At 31.8% G+C, this 14,769-nt stretch carries 15 protein-coding genes; 6 read left to right on the plus strand and 9 right to left on the minus strand.

Features of this window, described 5'->3' with window-relative positions:
• A partial coding sequence (gene alaS / locus Q0C58_RS03320; RefSeq protein WP_290697496.1) for an alanine--tRNA ligase occupies positions 1-2,586 on the minus strand: 2,586 nt, incomplete at its 3' end.
• A 132-nt stretch (positions 2,587-2,718) separates the two neighbouring features.
• On the opposite strand from alaS, the gene Q0C58_RS03325 reads away from it, so the two are divergent.
• The 6 genes from Q0C58_RS03325 to Q0C58_RS03350 all read left to right on the plus strand — a co-directional run bounded on the left by Q0C58_RS03325 (position 2,719) and on the right by Q0C58_RS03350 (position 6,606).
• Positions 2,719-3,690: a M23 family metallopeptidase gene (locus Q0C58_RS03325; protein ID WP_290697498.1), complete on the plus strand. Its 972-nt coding sequence runs from the start codon at positions 2,719-2,721 to the stop codon at positions 3,688-3,690.
• On the plus strand, positions 3,690-4,019 hold the full coding sequence (locus tag Q0C58_RS03330; RefSeq protein ID WP_290697501.1) for a MerR family transcriptional regulator: 330 nt from the start codon (positions 3,690-3,692) through the stop codon (positions 4,017-4,019). The genes Q0C58_RS03325 and Q0C58_RS03330 overlap by 1 nt, the downstream gene beginning before the upstream one ends.
• Positions 4,009-4,650: a LemA family protein gene (locus Q0C58_RS03335; RefSeq protein WP_366841189.1), complete on the plus strand. Its 642-nt coding sequence runs from the start codon at positions 4,009-4,011 to the stop codon at positions 4,648-4,650. The genes Q0C58_RS03330 and Q0C58_RS03335 overlap by 11 nt, the downstream gene beginning before the upstream one ends.
• A 3-nt stretch (positions 4,651-4,653) precedes the next feature.
• Positions 4,654-5,094 (plus strand): TPM domain-containing protein, encoded by a 441-nt coding sequence (locus Q0C58_RS03340; protein WP_290697502.1) that lies wholly within the window; start codon positions 4,654-4,656, stop codon positions 5,092-5,094.
• Between the two features lie 47 nt (positions 5,095-5,141).
• The gene (locus tag Q0C58_RS03345; protein WP_290697504.1) at positions 5,142-6,023 is read left to right on the plus strand and encodes a YgcG family protein; all 882 of its coding nucleotides are present in this window, start codon (positions 5,142-5,144) and stop codon (positions 6,021-6,023) included.
• 106 nt (positions 6,024-6,129) lie between these two features.
• Positions 6,130-6,606 (plus strand): YgcG family protein, encoded by a 477-nt coding sequence (locus Q0C58_RS03350; RefSeq protein WP_290697506.1) that lies wholly within the window; start codon positions 6,130-6,132, stop codon positions 6,604-6,606.
• Here the strand turns inward: Q0C58_RS03350 and Q0C58_RS12415 are convergent.
• The 8 genes from Q0C58_RS12415 to Q0C58_RS03370 form a co-directional block, all read right to left on the minus strand.
• Positions 6,603-7,031, minus strand: coding sequence for an outer membrane beta-barrel protein (locus Q0C58_RS12415; protein WP_366841201.1), 429 nt, complete (start codon positions 7,029-7,031; stop codon positions 6,603-6,605). The two genes, Q0C58_RS03350 and Q0C58_RS12415, sit on opposite strands and share 4 nt — an antisense overlap.
• Positions 6,985-7,368: a hypothetical protein gene (locus tag Q0C58_RS12420; RefSeq protein ID WP_366841192.1), complete on the minus strand. Its 384-nt coding sequence runs from the start codon at positions 7,366-7,368 to the stop codon at positions 6,985-6,987. The genes Q0C58_RS12415 and Q0C58_RS12420 overlap by 47 nt, the downstream gene beginning before the upstream one ends.
• Positions 7,341-8,633, minus strand: coding sequence for an outer membrane beta-barrel protein (locus Q0C58_RS12425; RefSeq protein WP_366841194.1), 1,293 nt, complete (start codon positions 8,631-8,633; stop codon positions 7,341-7,343). Before Q0C58_RS12425 ends, Q0C58_RS12420 begins: the two co-directional genes overlap by 28 nt.
• 39 nt (positions 8,634-8,672) lie before the next feature.
• The gene (locus Q0C58_RS12430) at positions 8,673-9,050 is read right to left on the minus strand and encodes a hypothetical protein (protein ID WP_366841196.1); all 378 of its coding nucleotides are present in this window, start codon (positions 9,048-9,050) and stop codon (positions 8,673-8,675) included.
• Between the two features lie 18 nt (positions 9,051-9,068).
• A complete protein-coding gene (locus Q0C58_RS12435) occupies positions 9,069-9,395 on the minus strand; it encodes a carboxypeptidase-like regulatory domain-containing protein (protein WP_366841198.1) in 327 nt (108 codons plus the stop codon).
• A 94-nt stretch (positions 9,396-9,489) separates the two neighbouring features.
• On the minus strand, positions 9,490-10,797 hold the full coding sequence (gene der / locus Q0C58_RS03360; protein ID WP_290697508.1) for a ribosome biogenesis GTPase Der: 1,308 nt from the start codon (positions 10,795-10,797) through the stop codon (positions 9,490-9,492).
• Positions 10,798-10,874: 77 nt separating this feature from the next.
• Positions 10,875-11,756 carry a GTPase Era gene (era, locus tag Q0C58_RS03365; protein WP_290697510.1) on the minus strand — a complete coding sequence of 294 codons (882 nt, stop codon included), beginning with the start codon at positions 11,754-11,756 and terminating at the stop codon, positions 10,875-10,877.
• Between the two features lie 134 nt (positions 11,757-11,890).
• Positions 11,891-14,695, minus strand: coding sequence for a trypsin-like peptidase domain-containing protein (locus Q0C58_RS03370; protein WP_290697512.1), 2,805 nt, complete (start codon positions 14,693-14,695; stop codon positions 11,891-11,893).
• Positions 14,696-14,769 lie beyond the last annotated feature (74 nt).

The following is a 14,769-nucleotide window of genomic DNA, read 5'->3' on the forward strand; positions in this document are numbered from 1 at the left end:
AGCCTCATCAATTCCAGCAGGATTTTTTCCTCCAGCAGTAGCAAAGAAAGGCTGTCCTCCACCTCCTCCATTAATAAGTTTTCCTAACTCTCTAACCACAGTGCCAGCGTTTAAATCTCGCTCTGCAACTAGTTCTTTAGAAATATAACAGGCTAACATTGCTTTTTCTCCAGTAGCTGTTGCAAATAATAAAAACAAGTTTTTATGTTTTTGACCAAGTTCGAAGGCTACATCTTTAACTCCAGAAGGATCTAAATCTATTTTCTGTGCTAAAAACTGAACACCATTAATCTCTGTTAAGTTATTAGCCAAATCGCTAGTCATGTTTTTAGCTTTATCTTTCAATAAAACTTCAATTTGCTTTTTTAAATCTGCATTTTCAGTTTGCAATTTACCTAAAGCTTCAACTGGTTTTTTTGCATTATTAAGTAAATCTTTCATTTCAAAATAAGCTCTGTTATTTTCAAAATAAAAGTCTTTAACAGCATCGCTAGTAATGGCTTCAATTCTACGAATTCCTGATGCCACAGCAGCTTCTGCTGTAATTTTAAAATGCCAAAGACTTCCAGTATTTTTTACATGTGTTCCACCACAAAGCTCAATAGATTGTCCAAATCTAACAGTACGCACTGCATCTCCATATTTTTCGCCAAAAAGCGCCATTGCTCCATCTGCAATAGCTTTGTCCATTGGTACGTTTCTGTGTTCCTCTAACTGTAGCCTGCCATCAATTCTTCGGTTAACAAAATTTTCGACTTCACGCAACTGCTCTACTGTAACTTTAGAAAAATGAGAAAAATCAAAACGCAAGTACTTAGAATGTACTGCACTCCCTTTTTGCTCTACATGCTCTCCTAAAATCTCCCTTAAAGCTTGATGTAATAAATGTGTTGCAGTATGATTACATTCTGTTCTACAACGCTGTTTTGAATCCACAACAGCTTTTAGAGTTTCTTCTATATGCTTTGGTAAGTTTTTAGCAAAATGTATTGTTTCGTTGTTTTCTTTCTTAGTATCTATAATATAAACCACATCACCATGAAGGTCTTCTAAATAGCCCTTATCACCTACTTGACCTCCTCCTTCTGCATAAAATGGTGTTAAATTAAATACTAATTGGAACATTTCACCGTCTTTTTTAGAGGTTACTTTTCTGTACTTCACAATTTTAACATTAGCCTCAAGAGCATCATAACCTATAAACTCTTGTTCGCTATCTTGAAGTAAAATTGTCCAATCGTCAGATTTTAAAGCAGAAGATTCTCTACCTCTACTTTTTTGCTTTTCTAGTTCTGCTTTAAATTCATTTACATTATAAATATAACCTTTTTCTCGAAGAATTAAATCTGTTAAATCTTCAGGAAAACCATACGTATCTTTTAACTCAAAAACTTTAGCTCCTAAAACTTCTTTTCCTTTTGTAGTTTCTATAATTCGATCCAGTAACAACAAACCTTGATCTAAAGTTCTTAAAAAAGAACTCTCCTCTTCTTTAATTACATTTTCTATTAATTGTTTTTGAACTTTAAGTTCTGGAAAAGCGTCTCCCATTTTATTACTTAACACATCGACCATTCTATAAATAAAAGGCTCTTTTTTGTCTAAAAATGTAAAACCGTAACGCACAGCACGACGTAAAATTCTTCTAATTACATAACCTGCTCCTGTATTACTTGGTAACTGCCCATCTGCAATAGAAAATGCTACAGCACGAACATGATCGCTAATTACACGAATAGCAATGTCTGTTTTTTCATCTTTACCATACTCTTTATCTGTAATGGTTTCAATCTCACGAATAATAGGCTTAAAAACATCAGTATCGTAATTAGACTTCACATCTTGCAATACCATACATAAACGCTCGAAACCCATTCCTGTATCGATATGTTTGTTTGGTAAATTTTCAAGCGAACCGTTTGCTTTTCGGTTATACTCCATAAAGACCAAGTTCCAAATCTCTACAACTTGAGGATGATCCATGTTTACTAAATCCTTACCATCTACTTTTGCTTTTTCTTCAGGAGTACGAATATCTACATGTATTTCACTACAAGGTCCACAAGGTCCTTGCTCTCCCATTTCCCAAAAATTATCTTTCTTATTTCCTTTTAATATGCGGTCTTCAGCTATAAATTGTTTCCAAATATTATAAGCTTCAGTATCCATATTAAGATTATCTTTATCCTCGCTACCTTCAAAAACAGTAACGTATAAAATATCTTTATCAATTTTATAAACTTCGGTTAAAAGCTCCCAAGCCCAAGCAATGGCTTCTTTTTTAAAATAATCTCCAAAAGACCAATTACCAAGCATTTCGAATAACGTATGGTGATAAGTATCGTAACCAACCTCTTCTAAATCATTATGCTTACCAGACACACGTAAACATTTTTGAGTATCTGTTAAACGCGTACTCTTAGGTTCAGAATTACCTAAAAAATATTCTTTAAAAGGCACCATTCCTGCGTTAACAAACATTAATGTTGGGTCATCCTTTAATACCATTGGTGCAGATTGCACGATACTGTGTTTCTTTTTTTTGAAAAAATTTAAAAATGTAGAGCGAATTTCTTGAGACTTCATATAATATTGTTAATAATCTTGTTTAGCTAATCGCGAACGTTAGAAAACAATTTATATATTTGTTTTGCGTTTTTAAATAAACTAGCTTATTTATAAGCTTCATTTCACTGCAAAAATAGTATAATTTACATAATGAGTAAGGTAAAATATTATTATGATTCTGATACTTTGTCATATCGAAAGATTAGGCTAAAAAAAAGACGTACGTTTAAATACATTACAGCTATTTTATTTTCTGGTGTATTGTTAGCTTTTTTGTTTATTTTTTTAACAAGTCATTTTTTTGAATCTCCAAATGAAAAAGCCTTAAAGCGTGAATTAAGTAACATGCAACTACAGTTCGATTTACTAAATAAAAAAATGAATGAAGCTGAAGCTGTACTTGCTAATGTAGAAGATAGAGACAATAATATTTATCGCTTATATTTTGAATCTAATCCTATTCCTGAAGAGCAACGAAAAGCTGGTTTTGGAGGTGTAAATAGATATAAAGCTTTTGAAGGTTTTGATAATTCTAAATTAATAAAAGAGAGTAATAAACGTATAGATATTCTTCAAAAAAGAATAGTTGTCCAATCTAAATCGTTAGATGAAATAGCTGTTTTAGCTGAAGAAAAAGAAAAATTCTTAGCTACTATTCCTGCTATTCAACCAGTAAGTAATGAAGATTTAACACGAATATCTTCTGGTTATGGCATGCGAACAGATCCTTTTAACAAAACTCGAAAAATGCATTGGGGAATGGACTTTACAGCACCAAGAGGCACACCTATTTATGCTACAGGTGATGGTGTCGTTGAACGAGCAGATAGTAATAGTTCCGGCTATGGAAACCATATTAGAATAAATCATGGTTATGGCTATGTTACATTATATGCACACTTATATAAATATAATGTAGGTAAAAACCAGAAAGTAAAACGTGGTGATTTAATTGGTTTTGTAGGTAGTACTGGCCGCTCTGAGGCACCACATTTACATTACGAAGTTTTTAAAAATGGAGACCGTATTAACCCAATTAATTTCTATTATGGTAGCTTAACTGCAGAGGAATATAGTAAACTACTTGATCGTTCTTCAATAGAAAACCAATCTTTAGATTAATGCAAATCGACCTTCCAGAAAAACGTTATTATGCTATAGGTGAAGTTGCAAAAGCTTTTAATGTTAACAACTCATTAATTAGGTTTTGGGAAAAAGAATTTGATGTTTTAAAACCAAAAAAAAACGCAAAAGGCAATCGGAAATTTACACCAGATGATATAAAAAACCTTCAATTTATATATCATTTAGTAAAAGAACGTGGCTTTACCTTAGAAGGCGCAAAAACACATATTAAAGAAGAAAAACAGAAAAGCCTTACTAATTTTGAAATTATTAGTAAATTGGAAGGTATAAAAACACAACTTATAAAACTTAAAAATGAATTATAAAGAATTACCAGAAAACACAACTAAAAAATCAAACACCATGAAGAAATTTATACCTTTGATAGTTATTGGATTATTGATATTCTTATTTGCAAGTTGGGGAATTGGAGTAAACAATACTCTTGTTCAAGAAAGAGGAACTGCTAGAGCACAGTGGGCAAATGTTGAAAGTTCTTACCAACGTAGGGCAGATTTAATTCCAAATTTAGTAGCTACAGTAAAAGGTTATGCTAATCATGAAAAAGAAACATTAGAAGCAGTAATTAAAGCAAGAGCAGAAGCTACTAAGCCAGAAATAAACATTGGCAAAGACGCTATTACTCCAGAGAACATGGCTCAATTTGAAAAAGCCCAACAGGGATTAAGCAGCTCTTTATCAAGACTTTTAGTATCTGTAGAACGTTATCCAGAACTAAAAGCAGATCAAAGTTTTCTAGAATTACAAAGTCAATTAGAAGGCACAGAAAATAGAATTAATGTAGAGCGTAATAGGTTTAACAACTTAGCTGGAAAATATAATATAACAATTGAACAAATACCAACAAATATTATAGCTGGATTTAGAAATTTTAACCCAATAGCATTATTTAAATCTGCTCCTGGAAGTGAAAACGCACCAAAAGTAGAATTTTAAATTATGCGAAATTCTGTTGAAGCTTTTTTATCTACCATAGAAGAACAAGAAATTGTTGCTGCCATTCGTGAAGCAGAACAACATACTTCTGGTGAAATAAGAGTACATATAGAAAACACTTTTAAAGGTGATATAGAAACACGCGCTTTAGAAGTATTTTCTATTTTAAAAATGCAAAATACAGAGTTGCATAACGCTGTACTTATATATTTAGCAATAAACGATAAGGCTTTTGCTATTTATGGTGATCGCGGTATAGATGCTGTCGTTTTAGATTCTTTTTGGGACGACACAAAAAACACAATACAAAATCATTTTAAAAAAGGAAACTACAAACAAGGCTTAGTGGATGGTATTTTACTAGCTGGACAACAATTAAAAGCATTTTTTCCTGTTTCTAAAAATGACAAAAATGAGTTAAGTAATACTGTTTCTAAAGGATGAAGCTTTTTAGTTGGCAGTGCTCAGTCTTCAGTAATCAATACTTACTCATGCTTAAAAATAGTGCTATAAAATTGAGTTTTCAGTGTTTACACCAATGCGAAAAAAACGCAATAAAACTAATTGTTTTATTGTTATTTTTCTGCTCTAATACTACTTTTGCCCAATTTAATATTCCAGAGGTACCTTCAAAATCTAATGGTGGACAAACCAGTGTTTATGATTATTATGGACTACTACAATCTGGACAAAAACAAGCTTTAGAGCGAAAGCTTATAAAATATTCAGACACGACCTCAACACAAATAGTAGTCGCAATAATACCATCTACCAACGGTGAATATATAAACTATCTAGGAGCGCAATGGCTTACTAAATGGGGAATTGGAGACAAAGATAAAGACAATGGTATTTTTATTCTATTAGCAAGAGACGATAGAAAGATAAGTATAAGTACTGGTTATGGCACAGAGCATTTAATGACAGATGCTATATCGCGTCGTATTATAGAACGTGATATAATTCCATATTTTAAAAAAGACGATTATTACGGAGGACTTAATAGAGGTGCAGATGCTATTTTTGAAGTTATGCAAGGTGAATACCAAGGCACTAGACAAAGTGATGGTGAATTTCCTTTTGGTGTTATTCTATTTTTATTTGTAGTCTTTATAATCATTCTAATTTCCATCTCTAAAAATAGACGTGGTGGTAATGGTGGCAATAGAGTTGACAGTAGAAACACAACACGCGACATCCTTGAAGCTATAATACTAAGTAACTCTGGACGTGGAGGCTACAGAAGTGGTTCTGGCGGTTTTGGAGGCGGATTTGGTAGTGGCTCTGGTGGTGGAAGTTTTGGAGGTGGTGGCTTTGGAGGCGGCTTTGGTGGAGGTTCTGGAGGAGGTGGTGGAGCTTCTGGTGGTTGGTAAGTTTTATTTAGTTTTTAGTTTTCAATCGCAGTTTTTTAGTACTACTCTTTTGTGGTTACTCAAATTAAAAATTACACTCCACATATTCTAAATCAATAAAATTTCAATGAAAAAATATTTCACCTTTCTTATTTGCTTATTACTCTTTATTTCTTGTAAAAAAGAAGTTTCAGAAACACTTATTTATAATAAGGTTGTTCAAGATTATAGTAATATTTTCTCTGAGAATGAAGAGATAAAACTTTCAGAAAAAATTATTAATTATGAAAAACTAACCACTAATCAAATTTGCATTTACACTATAGACGCTATTCCAAATAATGAAACTATTCTAGATTATGCTACTAACCTATCCAACAACCTTGGCGTTGGAACAAAAGAAAAAGATAATGGTCTTTTAATATTAATATCTAAATTTGATAGAGAAATGGCTATTTCAACTGGTATTGGAACAGAAAAAACTATTACAGATTCTATAGCCAAAGCAATTATTAAAGAAACTATTGTTCCAAAATTTAAAGACAGTTTTTATTTTAAAGGTATAAACATTGGTTTAGATTCTATTTTTTTAAAATGGAATTAATCGAGAAAGTAAACATCATTTCCTTTAGATTCTCCTTTAGAACCTCCTTTAGAACCTAAGCTATTAAACTTCCAGCTAAAGCTCATCATAAAATATTGTTCAAGAACTGTACTTTGAGAATCTTGAATATAATCTAGTGTTGCAACACGTCTAGCATTGGTGTTTTGGTTTAGCAAATCGTAAATCTTTAATGTTATTGCACCTTGATCTTTTAATACAGAATAAGCCAATGTAGCATTCCAGAACCAAGAAGTTTTTTGAAAATTATCTGCAACATCTGGATTGTAATTAAAACTAATATCGTTTCTCCATTCTAACTTTTTAGGTAAAAAGGTAGCTGTTCTAATTCCTGCGTCATGTCTAGTAAAGTTTCTATCTTCAAAAGCATCTATTCCGTAGGCATTTTTTTGTAAAAGTAACTCTATAGTAAGGTTTTAACTCTAAAACTTTATCCCAAATATACTCTACACCAATATTAGGTGTAAAGGAAGTTACTTTACTTGCGTATTGTATATCGTTATTAAAATTAATGTTTTTTGAAAAATTAGACCAAGCACCTGCTCTAAATTTAATTTTTCTAATAGAATCTAACTTAAAGTCTTTACTGTAGCGACCATAAACTCCCATGTTATAATTACCATTTACATTCTGGTAAGTAGTCGTTCTTTTTAAAGTTGTTGGGTCTACTGTAGTTTTAGAAATCACTTCATTATTTGTAATCTCTGCATTTGCATTTAAGTATAAACCTGTTTTTTTTGCCAATCGAATCCGTTGTAACCAATATAAACTGTATGGCTATTTACTGGTCCTAAATTTGGATTACCAATAACTGTGTTTAATGGATTAGAAACATCTGTAAACGCTTGTAATTGTCTTAATATAGGTGGATTATTACTTAAACTGTAATTAGCATAAACAGAAGATTTTTCATTAAAACGATAATTAATATAAGAACGCATTTGTACATTTTTAAAATCGCGTTCTACATTAAACTCTGGTCTTAATAAATCTTGATTTTTAAGTGTACGAATGTTATAACTAACATTAAAACGTGTTGACCATTTTCCAGCTCTATAACTTAAAGCAACACCTGGAATACTTCTAGAATCTGTATATTCAAAATCGGTACTTAAATCTGTATTAAAATCTGTAAAATCTTGAGACGTATTATTAAAATCGAATGTACTTTCTCTATTTTCATCTTTATCTCGAGCATATTCATATTCAAAATTCAAGAATAATTTTTTAGCTATTAAAGGCAATCTATAAGTTACCTCAGCACTTAAGCCATTACTATTCTTTTCACCATCTGTAAATTGATTTCTATCTATTGTTTCTGAATTAGTGCCAAATATTTCGGTGTTAGAATTTATAAAATCCTCATTTTCAGTTTCATTTATATTATTTTCTAGTTTAAATCTTAAAAAGCCACCATCACTTCCAAAACGCTTTGTCATATTAAACTCATTCGAGAAGTCCTTACCTAACATGTCTACGTTAGAATTAACAGCTGTTTGGTTTGTTAATACTCGATCTTCGTCTAAAGTTTCGTCATTACTATTAAATAGCGTTCTACTTTTAGAATAACTAAATGAAGGTGCTATATTGATTTGAAATGTTGAATCTGTTTCTATTTCAAATTCTAGATTAGCTGTATAGCTATCTGAATCGTTATCTGATTTTGTTGACGAATTAGTAAAAAAACGAGAGTCTGATAATATGGTTTCTCGTTGAGAAGACGATTCGTTTTTAGAGTTACTCGAGGCGTAAAAATAATCTCCAGAAACCTCTGTTTTTTCACCTATTTTATCTGCATAATTTAAACCTCCATTTTGAGATGTTGTAATACCTGCTCCTCCACCAAAAGCACGACCTCCAATAGAGAACGAACCATTGCTATTAAAACTTGTATTTCCACCACGACCAAACATTTTTGAAATCTCTCCAAAACTAAATCCTGATGAATTAGTGTTATTTCCTCCTGCTAGAATACTTACACGTTGATCATTATCAAAAAGATTAAGCATACCAACAAACTCGTATCGATCGTTTGTTCCGCCTCCTGCTCAAACACGACCAAATACACCTCTATTATTTTCTTCTTTAATAGTAAGGTTTATTGTTTTATTCTCCTTGTCTCCTGCTTCGCCAGAAAATGCTTCCGATTTTGTTTTTGTATCAACAATTTGAATTTTTTCAATAATATCTTTAGTTAGGTTTTTAGTAGTAATTGAAGGATCGTTTCCAAAGAAAGGTTTACCATTCACTAAAATTTTATTTACTTCTTTACCATTAACTTTAATTTTACCATCGTCATCTATTTCAACTCCAGGCAATTCTTTAAGTAAATCTTCGACATTTGCATCTTTCTTAGTTTTAAAAGAACTTACATTAAACTCTAAAGTATCTCTTTTAATAGTTACTGGAGCAACAGATTTAAGCACAACCTCGTCTAAAGCACTTTAAATATCTAAAGATATGGTTCCAATATCTTTAACCTCTTTATCGATTTTTACTTTCTGAAAATGGGTTTTATAACCAACATAAGACACGAACAAATTTAATTCTTGATCTGCTGTGGAGTTGTCTAAAGTAAATTTACCATCCTTGTCTGAAATAGTATAAGTAACCAAAGAACTATCTTTTACGCGTTGTACAAAAACGGTTTCAGACTCAAAAGGATATTGATCTTCTGCTGCTACTAGCAATCCTGTAATTTTGAAATCTTTAGATTGATAAAACAAAAATGACACAAATAAAAGTGTAGCAAAAAGTAATAGCTTGCGCATTTTTATATTGGTTTAGGATAAAAACAAAAAACGTAAGCAACATAATTATAGTATGAAAATTCTTAAATAAACTATAAAAAATTAAGCTAAATCGTTATTTTTTACGCATGTAAACACTAACTGGAACACCTTTAAAATCGAATATATCACGAAGTTTATTCTCTAAAAAACGTTTGTAAGGTTCACGTACATATTGTGGTAAATTACAGAAAAATGCAAATTGTGGTTGTGCTGTTGGCAATTGCATTATGTATTTAATTTTAACAAACTTTCCTTTGTAAGCTGGTGGTGGATAGTTTTCTATAATTGGCAAGAACGTATCATTTAAAACACTTGTTTTAATTTTTTTAGTTCTGTTTTTATAAACATCAACAGCTGTTTCAATTGCTTTATAAATACGTTGTTTTGTTAAGGCAGAAATAAATACAATTGGTACATCTGTAAAAGGTTCGCATTGTTTACGAATATGTTTCTCGAAAGCAATAGTTGTTTTATGGTCTTTTTCTACCAAATCCCACTTGTTGACTAAAATTACAATTCCTTTTCTATTTCGTTGTGCTAGCCAAAAAATGTTTTGCACTTGCCCATCGAAACCACGATTGGCATCTACAACTATCATACAAACATCTGCATGTTCTATAGCACGAACACTACGCATTACAGAGTAAAATTCTAAGTCTTCTTTAACTTTAGATTTTTTTCTAATTCCTGCAGTATCTACAAGATTAAAATCGAAACCAAAACGATTGTATTTAGTATCTATAGAATCTCGAGTAGTACCAGCTATGTCTGTAACAATATATCTATCTTTTCCTATTAATGCGTTTATAAAAGAAGACTTTCCTGCATTAGGACGACCAACTACAGCAAATCTTGGTAACTCGTCTTGCTCCTCGTCTTGTTCTTTTTCTGGAAGTGCTTTAACTAAAGCGTCTAATAAATCTCCAGTTCCACTTCCATTTATACTTGCTACTGTAAAATAATCACCTAGTCCTAAACTGTAGAACTCTACAGCATCTTCGGCACGTTTACCATTATCTACTTTATTAACAACTAAAAAAACGGGTTTTGTAACTTTACGTAGTAGTTTGGCAACATCTTCATCCATTCCTGTAACACCATCTTCCACATCTACCATAAAAATTATAGCATCAGCCTCATCGATTGCCAATTCTACCTGTTTATCGATTTCTGCTTCAAAAATATCATCACTTCCCTTTACATAACCTCCTGTATCTATTAAAGAAAACTCTTTACCATTCCAATCACTTTTTCCATAATGTCGATCTCTGGTTACACCGCTAACGGCATCTACAATGGCTTCACGACGTTGAATTAAACGGTTAAAAAAAGTTGATTTTCCAACATTTGGTCTTCCTACAATAGCTACTATATTACTCATATCTTATATTTTATTCTGCATTACATATCCTGTAAGCGGCTGCAAATGTACTCTTTTTTAACGTATTACTACTGTTACTACTGATTATATCCAAAACGTTTAAGCTGCCTTTGATTGCTTCTCCAATTCTTATTCACTTTTACATAAAGCTCTAAATGAATTTGTTTACCAAAGAATTTTTCTAAATCTTTTCTTGCTTCTACACCAACACGTTTTAAAGCGCTGCCTTTGTGACCAATAATAATACCTTTTTGTGTCTCGCGTTCTACCATAATAACAGAACGTATTCTAATAATGGTTTCTTCTTCAAAAAACTCTTCTGTATCAATTTCTACAGCATAAGGAATTTCTTTTTTGTAGTGAATTAATATTTTCTCTCTTATGGTTTCGTTTATAAAAAAACGTTCTGGTTTATCTGTTAATTGGTCTTTTGGGTAATAAGGTGGAGATTCTGGAAGCAGTTCTATTATTTTATCGAATACTTCTTTTACGTTAAATCCTTCTAATGCAGAAATAGCAATAATCTCTGCATTTGGCACTTTACTAGCCCATAATTGCACTTGCTCTTCTAATTCCTCTTGATTAGACTTATCTATCTTATTTAATAATAATAAAACAGGAATTTTAGCACTAGTAATTTTTTTAAAGAAGGTTTCATCTTTTAATTCTTTCTCGCCAATTTCTACCATGTAAATAAGTAAATCTGCATCATCGAAGGCAGATTTTACAAAATCCATCATAGAAGCTTGCAGCTCGTAAGCTGGTTTAATTATTCCGGGTGTGTCACTTAAAACAACTTGAAAGTTTTCACCGTTTACAATGCCTAAAATTCGATGCCTTGTTGTTTGTGCTTTAGAGGTAATAATAGATAATTTTTCACCTACGAAAGCATTCATTAATGTAGATTTACCAACATTAGGATTACCAATAATATTTACAAAACCTGCTTTATGACTCATTGTGTTATTCTTTTAAAGACTACAAAGTTACAATGTTAGTTTGGCATATTAGCTATTAAACCCGTTTGAAACAAAAAAAGAAAGGCAGAAATATTAATTTCTACCTTTCTTTTTTTTGATATTATATTAATGTATTATTCTTTTAGAAAGCGATTAACTTGAGATTTAGACTCTAAATTTAGTTTAATAAAATATAAACCAGAAGCTAATTGACTTGCGTTTATTGATAAGTCTGTTGAGGATTGAATTTGCTTCTCTCCAACAACTTGACCAAGAATAGAATATATAGTATAATTTTCTGGCAATTGATTTTCCTTCGTTTTGATAGTTAATACATCCTGAACAGGATTAGGAAAAACAGAAAATAAAGAAATAGTTTCTTCGCCGACACTTAAATTAGAAGTATCCTGCGCAAATAAAAATTCGCCATCTACTCCTGTAAATGTTCCTGTTAATGTAACAGCATCTCCAAAAGCGTCTACTGTTGCAGGAACAGATTCTGCTCCTCTATAGATAAACAAATTACTTCTAGTGTCTACTCCTCCTGCTGTTGCTACAGCAGTCTCCCAGCCAGAAACTTCTGCTTCTGTAAAATAGAATGTTATAGTGTTATCTCCTGTTGTATTTATGTTAGTTGACATTGCTGTGTAAGATTTGCCCATTGCTAAAATAGGTGCACTAAATCCTGATAATGCTTGAGCGCCGTTACCTTCTCTGGTTACTGCTATACCAAAACATCCATAATCGAAACCATCATTATTACTAATTGTTGACATTATATTTCCTGTAATATCGTCGTAACTACTAATTGTTCCACTTCCTTTTAAGTTTACATTAGATACTGTATTTAAAGCTGTTTGAGGTAATGCATTTCCTAAAGCTTCTATTTTAATATTGTCTATCGCTAGACCATATCCCCAATTCCCTAAATCGTTGTAAAAAATTGATACCATGACATTAGATTGTCCAACATAATCAATTAAATCAACATTTAAATTTTCCCAATCAGAAGTAGTTAAAAATTCTGTTCCTACATTATTCCAAGTAACTCCATTATCTATTGATACCTGAACAAATGTTTCAGTATCGAATTGGTCGTTAGTATCTGTATACTTTAAATCAAAATTCAAGAATGCTTGGTTAAATAATGATAAATCTACAGGGTTATTAATGACTATTCGCTCTTGACTCATATCACAATCACAATCATCGTCATTAACAAAAACAAAATTAGTATCGTTTCCTGCTGTTGAGAAAGCTGCTGATGATGAACTTGCTGTATCTCCTATTACAAAATTTGAAGTTCCATTTCCTGTTATAGTAAAAGCACTTAAATCGCCTTCAAAATCGTTAGTAAAAAGTATTTGACTATTACCTATGTTTGGATTAATATCATTATCTAATATAATTATATTAAATGCATCGAGCGCACTTAATTCTGCATCTCCACCATTAGCATTTAACGTTAAAGAAAGCGTTAGGTTTTCGTCACCTTCTACGAAAGCATCATTAAACACTCTTAATGTAACTGTTTTATCTGTATCGTCTCCTGTTAAAAAAGTTACTGTATTTAATAATAATTGATAATCTACGTTCTCTGTTGCTGTTCCGCCTGTTACATTTAAAGTAATATTTGCAGTTTGATTTGCAGCTTGTGCAATTCTTACAGTTAAATCAATATCTTGAAATGAACAATCTGATGCTTCATTTATAGGTTGTACATTACTGCTAGCTGAAATTACTGGCCCTGGAGGATTATTATCGTCCACTCCACAGTTTGGCATATTGGCTCCAATAGCTGCTATAACATGATCACTTCGTCCAAAAGATCCATTTGGGCAACCACCTGTATTATGTACAGCAACTACTAAATTATCATTAAATCTAATTACTGGAGATCCAGAGCTTCCACCTTCTGTATCTGCCTGGTATTCTACACGATCTCCTGAAACTCCGGTTCCAGCATCTGTAACTACTGCAAAGCCATTTGCATCTGTGCCAGAATCTGTTAATACTGCGATTTCTTTACGCCTTCCTCCTGGATGTTGTGGTATATAAATACGCTCATTATTAGTTACTGCAACTGATGATAGACTTAAATACCCATAAATAGGTGTAGGATTTACAGGCAATGTTACTAACGTAACATCTAGATTAGCATCTGTCATTACAAAAGTAGATGAAGTTGCTTGCAAGTCTGAAGCTGCATCTATTGTTGCAGCGCAATCATCGTACTGAAAGTTAAATAAAAACTCAGTATTATTAGCTTCAGCCGCATTACCAATACAGTGGTTATTTGTTATTACACTTCCATCGCATCCTAACAACCAACCAGTACATAAACCACCACCACCAATAAGTAATCTGCAAACTGCTTCTGCTTTACGGCTCATCTCTGTACCATCATAGCAAATTACAGCTTCTTTATTATCTATTGTGCAAATTGTTTCTTGGTTATTATTAGGGTCTAGTGATTCTACAGCAGCATTAATTCTTTCTGGAGTGAAACCATAAGCTACTTTATCTATATTAAAACCATAATTTGTACTATTAATTGAGGAAGCGTGAAGTTCTACAATGATAGAATCACTCCAAATTGTTCCTGTCCAAAACTCACTAATCATTTCTTGATTAGTTCCAACGATTTTTCCACCCTCAGAATAAATAAATTCTTTACCAGTGGCTGGACTATAAACTCTTACATAGTCTCCTTCTTTTAAATCGAAAGCATTAATATGAAGTTTAACATAAGCAGAACCTTTATTGCTAAAGGACTTAGAATATACTACTCCTGTATTTATATTATTAAAATAATTATTAGTAGACGTTAAACTAATTTGGAATTCGTCTGCTATTTGTAGCGGTCTTTGTTCTTGAGCAGATACTACCTTAAGGCTTAGCATTAAAACCGTGAGTAAAAAAAATGATTTAAATTTCATATCTTTAAAATCTTTAGTATTTATTTATTGAAATAACTAATGTAATGATAAATGAAATGGAATTCAAAAAAATA

It is taken from the genome of Lacinutrix sp. (assembly GCF_023299985.1).
Lineage (GTDB): Bacteria > Bacteroidota > Bacteroidia > Flavobacteriales > Flavobacteriaceae > Lacinutrix.

Excerpts from the sequence above, each read along its gene's own strand:
- Q0C58_RS03345 (WP_290697504.1), top strand. The coding sequence starts at position 5,142 with ATGCTTAAAAATAGTGCTATAAAATTGAGTTTTCAGTGTTTACACCAA.
- era (WP_290697510.1), bottom strand. The coding sequence starts at position 11,756 with ATGAGTCATAAAGCAGGTTTTGTAAATATTATTGGTAATCCTAATGTT.
- Q0C58_RS03330 (WP_290697501.1), top strand. The coding sequence starts at position 3,690 with ATGCAAATCGACCTTCCAGAAAAACGTTATTATGCTATAGGTGAAGTT.
- Q0C58_RS03340 (WP_290697502.1), top strand. The coding sequence starts at position 4,654 with ATGCGAAATTCTGTTGAAGCTTTTTTATCTACCATAGAAGAACAAGAA.
- Q0C58_RS12435 (WP_366841198.1), bottom strand. The coding sequence starts at position 9,395 with ATGCGCAAGCTATTACTTTTTGCTACACTTTTATTTGTGTCATTTTTG.
- Q0C58_RS03350 (WP_290697506.1), top strand. The coding sequence starts at position 6,130 with ATGAAAAAATATTTCACCTTTCTTATTTGCTTATTACTCTTTATTTCT.
- Q0C58_RS12425 (WP_366841194.1), bottom strand. The coding sequence starts at position 8,633 with ATGCTTAATCTTTTTGATAATGATCAACGTGTAAGTATTCTAGCAGGA.
- Q0C58_RS03325 (WP_290697498.1), top strand. The coding sequence starts at position 2,719 with ATGAGTAAGGTAAAATATTATTATGATTCTGATACTTTGTCATATCGA.
- Q0C58_RS03370 (WP_290697512.1), bottom strand. The coding sequence starts at position 14,695 with ATGAAATTTAAATCATTTTTTTTACTCACGGTTTTAATGCTAAGCCTT.
- Q0C58_RS03335 (WP_366841189.1), top strand. The coding sequence starts at position 4,009 with ATGAATTATAAAGAATTACCAGAAAACACAACTAAAAAATCAAACACC.
- der (WP_290697508.1), bottom strand. The coding sequence starts at position 10,797 with ATGAGTAATATAGTAGCTATTGTAGGAAGACCAAATGTTGGAAAATCA.